Consider the following 16,232-nt stretch of genomic DNA (forward strand, 5'->3'; position numbering starts at 1 on the left):
AAACCGGCCGAGGCTCTAATCGCCGCTGGATGAAAGTTCAGTGGCAGGTCAGTCAACATGCGGGGAGTAACATTGGCAATGTGACGGCGGATTTCATTGAAACGCAGCGTGCCGGAGAGAAGGTGAAACAGGACGATCGATTTCCATTTCCCGTCGATCAGCCCGAGGTGCGAACAACTCTGAACCAAGTACTGCGCCCCATCGATCCAGCGAATCTGAAGCAAGCCCATTCCTTGATCGAAAGCGGGCGTTCCAAAGGCAAGATCGTACTGGAAGGCTTTTGACGAAAGTCGCTGAAGGTCCTCCCACCACAAAGCAAGGATGCTTCAGCCCTTTTTTTGAAAACCGCGCACGTGCTCCGGCAAATTATGGATGTCAACATCTGAATAGCAGTCGCTCATCACCAATGCCCGCTGGCCCGACAGCCTCGTCAAAAAATACGCAATGCGTTCAGTCCCTATTTTCACACCATGCAGCTCTTGGCTTTCATCCATGCCGGCGGCTCACCATGGAATCCGCCGACGAGCGCGTTGCGGCAATTGCAGCTGCGTTCGGTCGACAGCGCCGAGATTGCCTCAATCAAGGTCTTTTCGATGAGATCGTGCAGGCCTTGCTTGTAGTAGATCTCGTTCATGCTGCCGGGACCGAAATGAACGACTGCCGGCGCCATTCCGGCGCCGAAATTGATGACCGGCGCGATAGACGCGAAACACATTTCGGCCTCCCGCGCGAAGATGACTTCCGGAATGAGCGGCGTACCGACGATATCGCCGCCTTCGCGCTGATAGGCGCGGATTTCGGCCGGCGTTTCGAAACGCGGCCCTTCGGTGCAGACGAATGTGCCGCGCTCGATGACCCGGTTGCTGAACTTGTTTGCAGCTGCGATCAGTTCAGTGCGCAGGCGCGGACAGAAAGGATCCGTGAAATCGACACGTACCCAGCATTCGCTTTCATCGAACAGTGATTGCGCGCGGGACTTCGTCTTGTCGAGAAAATCGTCGGAAATGACTATGTCTCCCGGCCGGATTGCGGGATTGACCGAGCCGATGGCGTTCTGCGAGACGATGGATTCCACGCCGAGTTCACGCAAGGCCCAGATGTTGGCGTGGTAGTTGATCTTGTGGCTGGGAAGCGTGAGCTTTTCGCCATAGCGCAGAATCACGACGACCTCGCGGCCACCTATAGTGCCCGTCAGGACAGGTGCGTTGCCCCATGGTGTCGATACGGTCTCGGCTCGACGGTCCTTGAGCAGTTCTTCAGAGGCCGCACTGGTAATCAGGCCAACAGGCGCTTCACGCATCGGACGTTTCCTTATTCATTTCAGATGTTTGATAGTGTTTGTGGATTGCGCTTCGGATTTCGGCTTCATCGATCATCGAGAAACACCCGCCTTCGAAGATGGTCCGTCCTGCGATCATGACGCTGTGCACATGCTGCGGGCCGGCGTGATAGACGATGTCGGAAAGCACCCGCTCCGCCGTAAGACCAAGGGGGTGGTCAAGCGAAAGCACAACGAGATCCGCCTCCTTGCCCGCTTCCAGGCTGCCGATTTCGGCCTCCCATCCAAGCACGCGCGCGCCTTCGATAGTGGCCATGGTGAAGGCATCGGACGCCCCCATGATCATGCCGTCGAGCGACGCGGCACGCTGGAGCAGTACTGAAAGCTTCATTTCCTGAAAGAGGTCGAGGCAGTTGTTGGACAGCGTACTGTCCGTGCCGAGCCCAACCGGGATGCCACCTCGTCTCAAAGCGGGAACCGGGGCAATGCCGCTGGCAAGCTTGGCGTTGCTAGCCGGATTATGCGCAACGCCGGCGCCCGTATCGGCGAGAATATCGACGTCTTTTTCGTCGAGCCAAACGCAGTGGGCAAGGATCGATCGGCGGTCCAGAACACCGAGTTCGGCGAGCCAGGCCAGCGGCGATTTTCCATACTGCGCAAGGATCATCTCGTTTTCGCGGCGGTTCTCCGCGACATGGAGGACGAAATGCAAGCCGAGCGCGTCGGCTTCGCGCTTCACCTCGGTCAGAAGCTGCGGCGTGCAGCTATAAGGGGAATGGCCGCCGAGATAGAACCGGCACAAGCCGTTGCCTTGGTAGACCTGGATGGCCTCCTTCGTTTCATCAAGCGCGAGTGGCCAGTTGGGGCGGCCGTTAGGCCGCAATTCTGGAGAATTAGCCAGCGCTCCACTGAGCGATCGCATGCCGATTTCGCTGGCGACGGATGCAAAGACTCCCGCTCCATAGCGTGTGCAGTCGCAGGCGGTGGTGATGCCGTTGCGCACCATCTCCATGACAGCCAGCGTGCACCCGGCCCGGTTGTCCTCGATCGTCAGCGACGCGGTATGCGGCGCAAGCGCGGAAGCCCATTGGAAGAGATCGCCATCGTCGCAGCAACCGCGATGCATGGAGAGGCCGCCATGCGCATGCGTGTTGATGAGGCCCGGAATGACAACCCGTCCGCCGAGGTCCTTCCGCTTGGTGGTCGCAGCTTGAGGTGGCAGCGTGGAAAGGGAGCCGACCCACGCAATCTTCGTGCCCTCGATCAGGACAGCACCGTTCTCGATGAAGCCGCCGGCCAGCCCGGTACAGACGAATGCATTGTGAAGGAGCGTTGGCAAATCAGACCTCCATCACGAAGGACCGGTCTTCCAGCGAAAGGCTGATGACCTCCGAAAGCGCACCAGCGCTCGCCACCTTGCCATTCGCGATCGTCAGGCTGGCGTCGTGGCCGGGAACGACAATATCGGCCATGGCCGCAATGCGCCGGATGCTTTCGCGCGCGGATATGTTGTCGAAGGCACCGGCCGAGTTCAGCGTCTCGATTTCGCCGCGATGCTTCACGGCGTCCTGCGCAAGGACGACACATTTCCCGTCGACAGACAGGACGAGAGAGGCATGCCCGCCGGTGTGGCCGGGCGTTCGGATCATGCGAATGCCGGGCAGCACATCGAGTTCGCCCGAAACGAGCGAAAGCTGCGGGCTGCGCAGGAGGCCCTCGACCTGGAACAGCGGAATGGCGCGATCGTCTGCCTTGTGTTCGTCGAAATAGGCAAGCTCGGTTTCATGCAGGACCAGTTCGGCCTTGGGGAAACATTCCACGTTGGCGACGTGGTCGAAGTGGAGATGTGAAAGTACCACCGTGCGAATATCGGCCGGCGTCAGGCCGCGGCGTTCGAGCGCGTTCAGAATGCCGGGGCGATCGCCCGCGCCGCCTGTATCGAACAACGCGTAGCCGTCTCTCGTATGGAGCAGCACCGTGGTGCTCCAACCAAGGAAACCACGCGGCGTACGCCCGGGAAAGCCGGGGATGAGTACGTCATAGCTGGGCGCCGTCATCAGGATTCCACCTGTCTCAGGCGCGGGTCGAGCAGATCGCGCAGCCGGTCGCCGACAAGGTTGATGCCGACCACGGTGAAGAAGATCGCGAAGCCGGGCACGGTCGCCACCCACCAGGCGTTGCCGATATAATTGCGCCCTTCGGCGATCATCGTGCCCCAGGTCGGCGTTTCCGGCGGAACGCCGAGGCCGAGGAAGCTCAGGGAAGATTCGAATAGGATCATCTTGGCGACGAGCAGGCTCGAAATCACGATCACCGACGACATGACGTTCGGCAGCAAATGACGGATGAGGATCATCGGCACCGAAATGCCCATCGTCTGCGCTGCCTGAATGAATTCGCGTTCGCGCAGCACGAGACATTCGGCGCGAACGACGCGTGCGTATTGCACCCAGTTGGTCAGGCCGAGGATGGCAATGATGTTCCAGAGGCTCGGACCGACGACAGCGGCCATCGCGAGTGCCAGCACCAGAAACGGAATGGCAAGCTGAATATCGGTGATGGCCATGAGAATGCGGCCAGCATAGCGGTCCTCATATCCGGCAACCAGGCCGAGCGTGACGCCGATGGCGCCCGAGATGACGACCGAAGCGACACCGACGAGCAGCGAAACGCGAGCACCCGCGATCAGGCGGCTGAAGATATCGCGGCCGAGTGCATCGGTTCCGAGAAGATGCATCCCCTCCTCTCCCCGCCAGAACGGTGGCTTCAGGCGCTGGAGAATGTCCTGTGCATCGGGATCGAAAGGCATGAGCCAGTGACCGAACAGGGAGGCGAACACAACGATCAGCACCAGCGCAAGTCCGAAGACGGCAAGGCGGCTGTCGAGATAGCGTTTGATAAACGGGTTCATCGGCCCTTCCTCAAACGCGGGTCGAGCAGCCCGTAGGACAGGTCGACGAGGAGATTGACCGTAACGATGGTGACGGCCATGACGAGCACGAATGCCTGAACCACCGTGAAATCGCGATTGGCAATGGCCTGGATGGCGAGCCTGCCGATGCCGGGATAGGCAAAGACTTCTTCGGTGATGACGGCGCCGCCAAGCAGCGCGCCCACCTGCAGCCCGATAACCGTCAAGGTCGGGATCGCGGCATTGCGAAGCGCGTGCTTGAAGATGATGCGCCCCTCGCTGACGCCCTTGCCGCGCGCGGTGCGGATATAGTCGGACTGCAGGACCTCGATCATAGAGGAACGCAGCAGCCGCGTGATGATTGCGGTCGAATAGGTGGCAAGCACGATAGCCGGCATGATGAGGTTTTGCCAGCCGCCCTTGCCTGAGGCCGGCAGCATGTGAAGCGTCTCGGAAAACAGCAGGATCAGCATGATCGCCAACCAGAAAGCCGGAAAGCTCTGGCCGATCAGCGAGATGAGAAGGCTGACCCGGTCGACGATCGATCCGCGCCAGGCAGCGGCCAGGATGGCGAGCGGAATGGAAATGGCGAGAGCCAGGGCGAGCGCCATGCCGCTCAGTTGGAGGGTGGCCGGCACACGCTCCAGGACGAGCTGCATGGCCGGCTGCTCATAACGCAGCGACATACCGAAATCGCCCTGCACGGCTCGGGAGACGAAATCGAAATACTGCACGACGAGCGGCCGGTCGAAGCCCATGAGATGGCGGAAGCGCGCGATCTCTTCCATGGAGGCTTCCGGCGGCAGGAAAAGTGCGGACGGATCACCGCCGATCCGGATCAGGAAGAACACAGCAAGCGACACGCCGAAAACGACAGCCATCGCATAGAGTACTCGCGATATGAGGAATGAGGACAAAGGCCTGGCCGCTCCATGGGCGAAGTCGTTTCAAGTTCCGTGGCCGGAGAATTCCGGCCACGGATGATCGAAGATCAGTCGAAGCTTGCCTTGCGCAGATCGATCATGCTGTCGGTGCGCGGCTTCCAGTTCAGCTTGGCATTGAGGCCGTAGATCAGCGGCGGCTGTATCATCGGCAAATGCGGCGCTTCGTCCTTGATGATGGCGGCTGCCTTTTCATAGATCGCCTTGCGCTCCGCCGGGTCGATCGTCGCGGCACCCTCGTCCAGAAGCTTGTCGAGCTCGGCATTGCTGAAATAGCTCTGGTACTGCCCTGTCTTCAGCAGAGGCAGCCAGACAAGATTGGGATCGCGCCCGCTCCATCCGGGGAAAGTGATGCCTTCGCGGCCCTTCTTCTCGGATATCTGGCCCCAGACGCCCGGCTCCAGATACTGGATTTCCGCCTTGATGCCGACCTTGCGGAGGAAGCCGGCCGTCGCTTCGACGATCTCGCTGTCCTTCAGGAAACGGCCTTTCCGGGTCATCAGGGGAATCGAAAAGCCATCCGGATATCCCGCTTCCGCAAGCAGTTCTTTTGCCTTTGCGGGATCATAGGGATAGGGTTTCCAGTCTGGATTGTAGGCAAATCCATTCGAAGGAAGGGTGAGCGCGATGCGATTGCCCATGCCATTGAGCAGCGCCTCCTGAATGGCATCGACATTGACGGCGTAGTTGATTGCCTGGCGCACGCGTTTGTCCTTCAAGGGCGTGTCGCGCGTCGTATCGAAGGCGAGGAAATAGAGGAAATCGCTGGCCACCGTTTCGATCTTGGTGCCGTCCGCCTGGAGCGAGGATACGTCTTCAGGCGGGATATCGACCGCGATGTCGGCGCCGCCACTCTTCAATTCCGCAATGCGCGTGCGGGTTTCCTTGATCGGCCGGAAAACGACGCGGTCGATCTTCGGCGTGCCGCCCCAGTAATCCGGATTGGCTTCAAGAACGACTTCTTCGTCCTTCAGCCATTTGACGAATTTGTAAGGCCCGGTTCCGACCGGCGCCGACCCCAGCGCCTCACCGTTCTTTTCCTGCGTGTATTTCGGCGGAACGATCAGGGCAGGAAACGATGCCTCGTAAAGTGACAGCAGCATCGTCGGGAACGGTTTCTCGGTCTTGAGATCGACGGTGTATTCGTCGACGATCTCGACCGACTTTATGGCCGAGATGCGGGAATAATAGGGAGCCTTGAAATTCGGGTCGAGCGCGCGGTCGAAGGTGAATTTCACCGCTTCGGCATTGAAGGGCTCCCCGTTGTGAAACTTGACGCCTTCGCGCAGCTTGAAGCGCCAGGTCAGAGGGTCCGGATTGCTCCATGACGTTGCCAGCCCCGCGACGAGTTCGCCCTTCTCGTCCATGGTTATGAGCCCGTCATATATCTGGAACAAGATGTTCGCTGTCGGGAAGGCCGAGTGCTTCGCCGGATCCATTGAGTAGGCATCGGCAGGCTGGGCGACGACAAGCGTGCCCGCTTCTCCGGCCGCAGCAAATAAAGGCAGATTGCACGCGACCGTCGTGGCCAGGGCGGCAATCAGGAAGCTTCTTCCAAGCATATGTTTCATAAGTTCACCCTTTTTGTGCCCTCTGGGAGGACTTTTTATGTTGCGGCGACGCGGTCTGTGTCGCCGTAGTTGCTGATCCGTCCGATGTCACGTCTTCCTCCCGCTCTCGCCTCTTGAAAGGGCGATGGCAGCAAAACTATCCAGGCGGTCAAGCTGCACGGTCAGATGTCTTTCCGTTTTCGAAACCTGTAGTGTTTTGCCGGTTTGAAGGTCCGTGGCGCTGTCTGCGTCGGTTTCCACGACGATCTCGAAGCCAGCCAATGGAGTGGTTTCCATCAACCCTTTCGTTCGGGTCGCCGCGCCGTTCAGCGCATGCAGAACCATGCCGTCGGGACGCCCGTAAAGAATGAGATCGACAGCCGAGGATGCCGTCGTGCGCAGCGGCGGAGAGCCGATCACCGTTTCGAGCAGCACGCCAACTAGTTGCCGATACTCAGGCATGGAGAACCGGTGATAAAGCGAGCCGATGCGCCATGGTAGCCACACGACCCTGCCCTGACCGTACTGTTCCTCAATCAATCCGGGCTCCGCGCCGGGACCCTCGACAAGCGTGAATTCCGGCGCATTGTTGGAGAAAGGGCCGATCAGCCTGAGATCATCGTTGGCATTTCCTCGCTCCGGAAACGGAATCCAAAAATCTCCCGCCGCAGCGATATGCGGGATGCCGCCGAATGCGCTCCGCAATGCCTGGCCGGACAGCGCAAAATAAGCGCCATTCACGTTGCGAATTTCTCCGGGAAGACGCGGCAGGCAGGAAAGCGGCGGCGAGCCACGTTCGCGTCCGTTCTCATCGCATCTGGCCAGATCCGCGCTGGCGATCAGCCTGCCGCCACTGCGCACATAGGTATCGATCGCGCGGACATCGGAATCCGAGAGGCAATGAACTGCCGGCAGCAGGATGGCATCGTATCGCTGAAGGTCGGCAACCGAAAGATCGCCAGCCACGACGATGTCACAGGGGTAGCGAAGATCGGCAGCGATTTCGAAGAGCCCGCGAAATTCCGCGACATGCCCGCAGCCATCCGGCGCACCGGCAGGCCGGCCCGCGTCAGGCCCCCAGAGCCTGCTGGCTTCGGATTTGACGATCGCCATGCGTGCGGTGGAGTGAAGGCCCTCATACCACGTCGCCTGTTTTGCCTGATAGCCTCCGAACTGCTCCAATGCCGGAACGAAACGAGGATCGTCCTGCTGGAGCAGGCCGTTCACGGCCGGGGCGGTATTCGCGCCATGCGCTGCCGCTTGAACCAGATTCTGGATAAGGCGGGCGTCGGGCATCGCCGTCTGGCGGCTGGCAAAGACTTCGGAGGTGGTCTGGATGAGGATCGGCGCGCTTCCCGGCTTCAGCGCGCGCGCTGTCAGCGCCTCTTCCGCCGCCCAATGGTTCCAGGCCGGTTGAGGGTCGACGGGATTGGGGATGACCGGATTGGAAACCTGCGATCCTATGATGTCGCTGACTTCCGCCATGCGGCGAATGTTCCAGCCGTCATGGACATGATGGTAGGGCACCAGTGCCGCTTCCGGATTCCGTTCGCGAATGAAATCGCGAACATGGCCCATATAGTCCGCCAGGAAATCCTGCCGCCACGTCTCGTAGGCCGCGGAGCGCACGCCTTCCGTCGGAACCGCCTCGCCTATCGCCTCGAGAACTGCCGAAGCACAGCGCGCGCAGTGGCATCGCGGCACGTGCAGATAGTTGAAGAAGAAACCGTCGAGCGTCGGATAGCCGGTCAGGATTTCGTCCAGGATCGCGAATGTCTCCTGCTGCCAGAATGGACCGGTCGCGCAAATCTGTGGCATGGCCCAGACGGTGCTGACGCTTCCATCCTCCCGGCGCACGAACCAGTCCGGATACTTCCTCTCCATGCCTTCCCGGCCCTTGGAGATATCCATCCGCACCAGCGTGCGAATGCCTTCTTCCTTGGTGGCGTCCAGAAACGCACCAAGAAAATCGAAGGTCAGATGCGGGTTGATGGTCTGCGAGGAGAGCTTGGTTGGATACCAGGCAGAGAACCCGCCACCCATGGCAATACAGGCTCCCGCACCGACGCTTTTGATTTCCGCGATCAATTGCCCGACGTCGAGCCCGGAAGCATCGGCCTCGCGCAACAGATGCTGAAAGAACCGGATCGGCTGGCGCGTCCATTCTAGTGGCATGAGCAGCCCCCAGTGAGGCGCGCCCGCATGCGCCGTATCGGCATTTCCAGCGCATTCGTCGCCGCATAGGCGCTTTGGTTGTCGCGCTGGCGCCGCTCCGACAATTCTTGGGCTTCTTCCCAAAGGCTGGCTTCATCGACGTCAACGGCATGGCCATCCCTAACCACGATCCGTCCGGCAATCACGACGAGTGCGATGGCTGACCCAGTTTCGGCCAGCACAAGCTGACGGACAGGATCGTTGAGTGGCGCGAAAGCAGGCGAAGCGATGCGGAACAACGTCATGTCCGCCACATGGCCGACCGCGATCTTACCGGCCATCCTACCCAACCCAAGCACGTCCGCGCCGCCAGAGGTCGCCAACGAAAGGGCCCGCTGTGGGCTTGTCCAATCACGCTCGTTTTGCGAATGCGAATTGTGCAGGATGGCGGCCCATTTGACCGTCTCGAGAAGATTATTACCGTCATTGCAGCATGCGCTGTCCGTCCCGAGACCAACACGGACACCGGCGCGCAGCAATTTCGGCAAAGGACAAAAGCCGCTTCCGAGCCGCGCGTTGGACACCGGGTTATGAATAACGCTGGCGCCGGAATGGGCAATCGTCTCTGCGTCTCCATCTTCGAGCCAGATCGAATGAACGAGATTCGTGCGCGGTGTAAGAACACCAAGCTCATCGAGGTGGTCGATCATGCCACGGCCGTAAAGCCGAAATCCCGTCTCGCGCTGGATGCTGGTTTCCAGCACATGTGTGTGCAGGAGTGTGTCGTTGCGTGCACTGAAATCGGCCGCTGCCGTCAGCAGTTCGTCCGAGCAGCGCTGCGGTCCCGAAGGGCCGATCGCAGCCCGGATGCGACCGTCCGCGCTTCCGTGCCAACGGCGAAAGAAGGCTTCCGCAACCTGCATCTGTCTGCGCCAGGGCATAGGACGGCGACGGCCGTAAGCGGAAAGATCGATGTCGCGAATATCCTCTGCCTCCAGAGGCATGGTTTCCAAGACCGCGCGATCGGAGACAACCGGCGCGATGGTCGCGCGCATGCCGCTGTCGCGCCAAGCCTGCGCGACAGCGGCAAGTGCATCGGCTTCGATATCGGGCGAGATACGCACATGGTCGAGGACGCTTGTCGTGCCCGTCCGCATCATCTCGACGGCGCCGAGCAGGGCTGAAACGTAGATCTCGCGCGGCGTGCGGCTTTCACGTCCCGCAGACGATGAAAGCGACCAAAGTTCAAGCGGAAGGTCGCCTGCCGTTCCGCGAATCAGATTATCGGGGGAATGGCTATGGCAATTGACGAAACCCGGCGCTGCGATGAGGCCCGAGGCGTCGATGATCTCGCAGTCGTTCGCGATCGAAGCATTAGGCTCGTGCAAACCGTCGATCACGCCGTTCCTGATTTCGATGGAGTGCCGCTGCGCTGCCCATCCGTCTTCGGCTTCGATCAGGCAAAGCGCATTGTTGAACCAGATGGCTGTCACGCCGTTTCCATTCCTTCATGTTCCCGGGCCGGTTCCGGCTCCTTTTCTTTTTCTTTTCGTAAAGGGAGAGGAAGATGAATATGGCATTTTGGAAAAAATCATTTTCCCAATCGGCGCGCCCTATGCCTCACAAGGGGGCTGGACGGCACGACAATTGCTGTATGGTAGCTGAAAAGTGGCTGATAGCCGGCAAAACCCTGATCTTTGTTCGGTTGGCTATCAGACTGCTCAAATAATAATTGGGAACACTATCCAGCGTTGAATAAATTTCAGGACATATTGGCATTCGTCCGCGTTGCGGAGCTTGGCAGTTTCACCGCCGCAGCTCGCACGCTGAGCTTCTCGACCTCCGCCGTGACGAAAAGCGTCACACGGCTGGAAGAGGATCTGGGCGCGCAGCTGATGCATCGCACCACGCGGCGCATGCACCTGACTGAATATGGTTCGGAGTTCTACGAGCGCTGCCGGCAAATCCTCCAGGACATGGACGACGCAGAAGCTGCGGTGCGCGAGCGCAGCATCGCCCCGAGCGGGCTGGTGCGCATCGCACTGCCGCCGTCCTTTGGCCGGCGAACCGTCATCCCGGCGCTGGCGGGTTTCTACAAGCGCTATCCAGACGTGGTTCTCGAGCTGTGCCTGAAGCATCAGACGGCCAATCCGATCGAGGGCGGTTACGACCTCGTCGTTCACTCCGGCCGGCTGGCGGATTCGCGTCTCATCAACCGCATCCTCGTGCGCGGCACGCAAAAGACGGTGGCGTCTCCCGCCTATCTCGAACAGCATGGGCGTCCTGAAACGCCTGCCGATCTTCTCGCACACAACTGCATCGTCGGTGGGTTCGGCGCGAACTGGCACTTCAAGGGTGAAGGCAGCGACGATCAGGTCGTCCGCGTCTCGGGCAGCCTCGTTACCGACAGCGGCGACATCCTGCGCGAAGCGGCCGTTGCCGGCATCGGTATTTCGCAAGCGACCTGGTGGATATTCCGCGACGATCTTGAAAGCGGGGCATTGGTGACGCTGCTCGACGACTACGAGATCGAAGCGGACCCGATATCCATCGTTTTTCCCGCCCATCGCCGCACGCCGGTCAAGGTGCGCGCGGTCGTGGATTTTCTTCTGCAGATAACCCGAAGCAACCGATTCTGATCGTCGAAGGATGACCAAATGACCGTAGCCGCAGCCGCCAGATCTGTTCTGGATACCGCCTCTCCTGTCCTGTCGGTTTCCAATCTGACGACATCCTTCAGGATCGACGGCGAATGGCGCCCGGTGGTCAAAAATGTATCGTTCGAAATTGCCCCGAGGGAGACACTGGCGATCGTCGGCGAGTCTGGCTCGGGAAAAAGCGTGACCTCCCTTTCCATCATGCAGCTCCTGCCCAAACACGCGAGCCGCATCGAGGGCTCGATCGTTCTCGGGGGAACAGACCTTGTGAAGCTCACGGATCGGCAGATGCGCGATGTGCGTGGGCGCGACGTGGCGATGATTTTCCAGGAGCCGATGACCAGCCTCAACCCGATCTTCTCGGTCGGAAACCAGATCGCGGAGTCGCTTCTGTGCCACAACCGTTCGCTGTCTCATGCCGATGCCAAAACAGAGGCGCTTCGGCTGATGGACAAGGTACAGATTGCGTCCGCCGCTTCGCGCTACAATGAGTATCCCCATCAATTCTCCGGGGGAATGCGCCAGCGCGTGATGATCGCGATGGCGCTTGCGAGCCGCCCCAGGCTTCTCATCGCCGACGAGCCGACGACAGCACTCGACGTCACCATCCAGGGGCAGGTCCTGGACTTGATGAAGACGCTGCAGGACGAGGAGGACATGTCCGTTCTCTTCATCACGCACGACATGGGCGTGGTAGCCGAGATGGCCGACAGGACCGTGGTGATGTATCGCGGTGAAAATATCGAGTCCGGCACGACGGCGAAAATCTTCAAGGATGCTGCTCATCCCTACGCCCGGGCGCTGCTTTCCTCCGTGCCAAAACTTGGCGCGATGGCGGGCCATATGCGGCCGTTGCGTTTCCCGATCGTCGATATGGCAACCGGTGAAGCAAGACCTGTCCCGCAGCCGGCGAATACCGTTTCGGCTGAAAAGCGCCCGGTTCTGGAGGTGCGCAATCTCTCTTCGCGTTTCGATGTCCATGCCGGGCCGTTCGGAACGCTTTCCGGCCGGGTCCATGCGGTAGAAAATGTATCCTTCACTATCCAGCCAGGCGAAACCCTGTCGCTGGTCGGCGAATCGGGTTGCGGCAAATCCACGACCGGACGCTCCATCATGCGGCTGCTGCAACCGTCGTCCGGCTCGATCATTGTCGATGGAAAAGACATAATCTCGCTTGACCGGCATGAACTCCGCGACATGAGACGCAGCGTGCAGATGATCTTCCAGGACCCGTTCGCCAGCCTCAATCCGCGCATGCGCATAGGCGACGCTATCGCCGAACCCTATCTCGCGCATAGGCTCGGCACGAAGCGGGAAGCCAGGGAAAAGGTCGCGGACCTGCTGCGCCGGGTCGGCTTGACCGAGGATATGGCCGAGCGCTTTCCACACGAGTTTTCCGGCGGCCAGCGCCAGCGCATCTGCATAGCACGCGCATTGGCTCTCGACCCGAAACTGATCGTTGCCGATGAGTCCGTCTCGGCGCTCGATGTCTCGATCAAGGCGCAGGTGATCAACCTGCTGCTCGATCTTCAGGAAAGCCTTCATCTGTCATTTCTGTTCATCTCGCATGACATGGCGGTGGTGGAGCGTGTCAGCCACCGTGTGGCTGTCATGTATCTTGGCGAAATCGTCGAGATCGGACCACGGTCTTCGGTGTTCGAAAATCCGCAACATCCGTATACCGAGAAGCTGATCGCCGCGGTGCCTGTTCCCGACCCATCAAGGCGTCACATTCGCCGCGAACTGCCGGCATCCGAATTGCGCTCACCGGTGCGCTCGGTCGACTACATGCCGACACCACGAAAGTACCGTGAAGTCTCGCCGGGACATCTGGTTCAGGTTTGAGGTAAAAGCTTCATACTGCTCCGTGTCTTGACGGCCCGCCCCAGTTCGAACCCAATCCTGGCCGCGCCGCGGCTATCGACCCTCTCAGGAATACCAGTCGTTCAGATTGCGTTTCGAACTCACTGAGTGACAGCAACAGAGCACACCCGGAGACGACGGAACGCCACCTAGCCTTCTGGCACAACTTCTTCATGCGCGGACGTACGGGCAATGTCTGCTTCCAGGCGGACGTAAAGTTCACCACCATGACCGCCATTGGGCGCAAAGCGACCATTCGCTGCATGAAAGACATCGCCTTTGGTTCAGCGCCTCCGTTTCGGCTGCTTGATCGTTACCGTCCTTGTATGCGCGCCAATCTCACGCCGGGGCGGCCGGCGGCACGAGAGGTTTGAACGCAAAACGCCGCCCTGATGGTTAGATCGGGACGGCGATTGATTTATGCTGGACTTGGTTGTGGGGGCTGGCAACCACCGATACCGACATTTGCTCCAGACAGCCGTATAATACGCGATAGTTCCAGATTTCTCCGGATTGCACGCTCGCAAAGGGCCTACAGACTTACAGCAATTCGAATCCGTTTCGGCCCACCAAAACCGCTGATTGCCCTCCATAGCGGGCAATCGTCGATTGCCACTTGAATTACATTGCGTAGAGAACGGGAGATAGCCCATGTGTAGAAAGGCGTAGAGGCCTCGTCGTCGACGGTCGACAGTTGGTTTTGACTCTACGTCACGTATGGGGCTTTGAATATCAGCTATGCGCCCAATCTCGGTCATTGAGGGCGCGCATGACGTTTCCTGATAGCGGACATAGCGGCGACTACACGTGCGGTTGCGATTGCGCCAGAAACGAGCATCGATTTAGGGGAGGCGAACTACCGATTGAATTTCAAAGTGGTCAAGGGGCAATAGCGTCCGGGGAGGTCCCCAGCATACGCAACTGCGACTTCAGAATGGTCGCCAATAATGTCTGCTCAACCTGCTGGCGGCCTCGGGACAAAAATCATTGCTTACGCTGTCTGGTAGAACGGCACTGAAGCGGCAGGACGTATGTTGGTCAGGCTGCCATTGTAGTGGCGCAGCAGATACGGTTTGGGCGGGTACTCGGCGCAAGCGTCTTCATTGATATCGATGCCCAGACCCGGCGCTGTTGGAATGACCATATGCCCGTCCCTGATGACGACATGCTCGCGCACGATCTCGGAGCGCCATGACACGTCTGACACCATGGTTTCGAGCCAGGCAAAGTTGGGCGTAGAGGCGGCAACGTGCAGCGTCATGGCATTGGCGATCGGTCCCAACGGGTTATGCGGGCAGATCGGCAGATATTGGGCGTGGGCAATTGCGGCGATGCGCCTGGCCTCGGCAAGACCACCAACATGGCTGACGTCGGGTTGCACATAGTCGACGGCGTGCGCCGCAATCAGCTCCTGGAAGCGCTGGATTTCGTAGTAACGCTCCCCGGCGGCAATAGGCACGGGTGACTTGGAGCGAACGTCGGCGAGTGCCGGTATGGATTCGGGTGGGATTGGCTCCTCAAACCAGTAGGGGCGGAACGGAGCCAGATCCTTGGCGACAGAGATAGCTGTCGAGACATCGAACCGTCCGTGACCTTCGATCATAAGTTCCACATCGGGGCCAACGGCATCGCGGACCGCCTCCACTATGCCGATCGCGCGCATTCGCTCGGTCCGCTCCAGACGCAGGTAGTTTTGACCGAATGGATCCCATTTGAGGGCGCGCCAACCCTGGGCGACGATATTGCGCGCTTTTTCGGCGAAGTCTTCGGCGGTGCGTGCGCCGGCAAACCAGGCATTGCCGTACACCGGTACGCGGTCTCGCTGCTTGCCGCCGAGCAGTTCGTAAACCGGCACGCCAAGGGACTTGCCCTTGAGATCGAGCAGGGCAGCCTCGATGGCGGCGATGGCGCTGCGGATCACCACGCCGGTGCGCCAATAGCTGTCGCGGCTGAGCAGTTCGACGATCGCATCAGTAGCGAATGGGTCGCGTCCGAGAAGCAGGGGCTCGAATTCACCGATTGCATGCGCGACGGCTTGTTCGCGATGTTCGACGGTGCCTTCGCCGACGCCGTATGTGCCATCGTCGGTAATGATCTTCACGAAGACATAGTTGGCGCGATAGGCGTCAACGACGAAGGTTTTGACCGTCTCGATCTTCATTGAAACTCTGCTTTTTTCATTTGCTGGACGAGATCGCGACAGGCGCTCTCGCAATGGGCCCGTGTGATCGCCACGGCGTCGGCGATCGAGCGGCGTTCGATGGCGTTAACCAGAGCCGTGTGCTCCTCGCGGATGGTCACGATGCGGTCGTCGCCGAAACCAAAGCGGAAGCGCAGCGCCAGCACCAGTTCCCAGCCCTGTTCGAGAATGCGAAGCGCCTCGGGATTGTCTGCGGCAGTGTTGATGGTGCGGTGCAGACGGGCGTTGGAAGCCAGCATCGCCTGCACGTTGCCTGCGTTGCTCGCCGTTTCATAGTCCACTGCGGCGGTTCGGATGGCGTCGATATCGTCAGCATCCAGGCGTTCGACCGCAGCCGAGACCAGCATCTGCTCGAGCGCTGAACGGATGTCGTACATATTTCGTACGAAGCGGATATCGACTCCACGCACCACCGCGCCCTTATGCGCATGCAGTTCCACCAGGCCTTCGCCAGCCAATTCGCGCACCGCCTCCCTGATCGGGATGGCGCTGATCTCGTATCGATCGGTCAGTTCCTGCAGCTTTATGCGCGAACCGGGGGGCAACACGCCGACGAGAATATCCAGCCGTATGGAGGCCTTCACCCGCGCGGTGGTGGTTTCCGACATGGATGCTTTTCGGTCGTCAAGATTGGGCATCGATTACTCCGCAGCGGCGGGACAGGACAAATGGCGACG

General features: G+C 59.9%; 13 protein-coding genes. 2 read left to right on the forward strand and 11 right to left on the reverse strand.

The genetic code is table 11. The annotated features are described in order from the left end of the window. From G6N74_RS28630 to G6N74_RS28670, 9 genes are all read right to left on the reverse strand, one after another. On the reverse strand, positions 1-224 hold a 224-nt coding region (locus G6N74_RS28630; RefSeq protein WP_446685596.1), incomplete at its 3' end, for a winged helix-turn-helix transcriptional regulator. A 239-nt stretch (positions 225-463) separates the two neighbouring features. Continuing rightward, the gene (locus tag G6N74_RS28635) at positions 464-1,300 is read right to left on the reverse strand and encodes an MTAP family purine nucleoside phosphorylase (protein WP_165121401.1); all 837 of its coding nucleotides are present in this window, start codon (positions 1,298-1,300) and stop codon (positions 464-466) included. Continuing rightward, the gene (locus G6N74_RS28640) at positions 1,293-2,618 is read right to left on the reverse strand and encodes an amidohydrolase family protein (protein ID WP_165121402.1); all 1,326 of its coding nucleotides are present in this window, start codon (positions 2,616-2,618) and stop codon (positions 1,293-1,295) included. The genes G6N74_RS28635 and G6N74_RS28640 overlap by 8 nt, the downstream gene beginning before the upstream one ends. A gap of 1 nt (position 2,619) precedes the next feature. Beyond that, the gene (locus tag G6N74_RS28645; protein WP_165121403.1) at positions 2,620-3,336 is read right to left on the reverse strand and encodes an MBL fold metallo-hydrolase; all 717 of its coding nucleotides are present in this window, start codon (positions 3,334-3,336) and stop codon (positions 2,620-2,622) included. Beyond that, the gene (locus tag G6N74_RS28650; protein WP_165121404.1) at positions 3,336-4,190 is read right to left on the reverse strand and encodes an ABC transporter permease; all 855 of its coding nucleotides are present in this window, start codon (positions 4,188-4,190) and stop codon (positions 3,336-3,338) included. The genes G6N74_RS28645 and G6N74_RS28650 overlap by 1 nt, the downstream gene beginning before the upstream one ends. Continuing rightward, positions 4,187-5,107, reverse strand: a complete 921-nt coding sequence (locus G6N74_RS28655) for an ABC transporter permease (RefSeq protein WP_165121405.1) — start codon at positions 5,105-5,107, stop codon at positions 4,187-4,189. Before G6N74_RS28655 ends, G6N74_RS28650 begins: the two co-directional genes overlap by 4 nt. Before the next feature lie 74 nt (positions 5,108-5,181). Continuing rightward, positions 5,182-6,702: an ABC transporter substrate-binding protein gene (locus G6N74_RS28660; RefSeq protein ID WP_165121406.1), complete on the reverse strand. Its 1,521-nt coding sequence runs from the start codon at positions 6,700-6,702 to the stop codon at positions 5,182-5,184. Between the two features lie 87 nt (positions 6,703-6,789). Then, positions 6,790-8,856, reverse strand: coding sequence for an alpha-amylase family protein (locus tag G6N74_RS28665; protein ID WP_165121407.1), 2,067 nt, complete (start codon positions 8,854-8,856; stop codon positions 6,790-6,792). Next, positions 8,847-10,328 carry an amidohydrolase family protein gene (locus G6N74_RS28670; protein WP_165121408.1) on the reverse strand — a complete coding sequence of 494 codons (1,482 nt, stop codon included), beginning with the start codon at positions 10,326-10,328 and terminating at the stop codon, positions 8,847-8,849. The genes G6N74_RS28665 and G6N74_RS28670 overlap by 10 nt, the downstream gene beginning before the upstream one ends. A 258-nt stretch (positions 10,329-10,586) precedes the next feature. Between G6N74_RS28670 and G6N74_RS28675 the strand changes: the two genes are divergently transcribed. Further along, positions 10,587-11,474 carry a LysR family transcriptional regulator gene (locus G6N74_RS28675; RefSeq protein WP_165121409.1) on the forward strand — a complete coding sequence of 296 codons (888 nt, stop codon included), beginning with the start codon at positions 10,587-10,589 and terminating at the stop codon, positions 11,472-11,474. A gap of 18 nt (positions 11,475-11,492) precedes the next feature. Beyond that, positions 11,493-13,337 carry an ABC transporter ATP-binding protein gene (locus G6N74_RS28680; RefSeq protein ID WP_165121410.1) on the forward strand — a complete coding sequence of 615 codons (1,845 nt, stop codon included), beginning with the start codon at positions 11,493-11,495 and terminating at the stop codon, positions 13,335-13,337. A 1,009-nt stretch (positions 13,338-14,346) separates the two neighbouring features. Here G6N74_RS28680 and G6N74_RS28685 read toward each other — a convergent pair. Both G6N74_RS28685 and G6N74_RS28690 read right to left on the reverse strand, forming a co-directional pair. Continuing rightward, a complete protein-coding gene (locus G6N74_RS28685; protein ID WP_165121411.1) occupies positions 14,347-15,516 on the reverse strand; it encodes a mandelate racemase/muconate lactonizing enzyme family protein in 1,170 nt (389 codons plus the stop codon). After that, a complete protein-coding gene (locus G6N74_RS28690) occupies positions 15,513-16,163 on the reverse strand; it encodes a GntR family transcriptional regulator (RefSeq protein ID WP_165121412.1) in 651 nt (216 codons plus the stop codon). The genes G6N74_RS28685 and G6N74_RS28690 overlap by 4 nt, the downstream gene beginning before the upstream one ends. Positions 16,164-16,232 lie beyond the last annotated feature (69 nt).

This window comes from Mesorhizobium zhangyense, assembly GCF_011045115.1.
Lineage (GTDB): Bacteria > Pseudomonadota > Alphaproteobacteria > Rhizobiales > Rhizobiaceae > Mesorhizobium_M > Mesorhizobium_M zhangyense.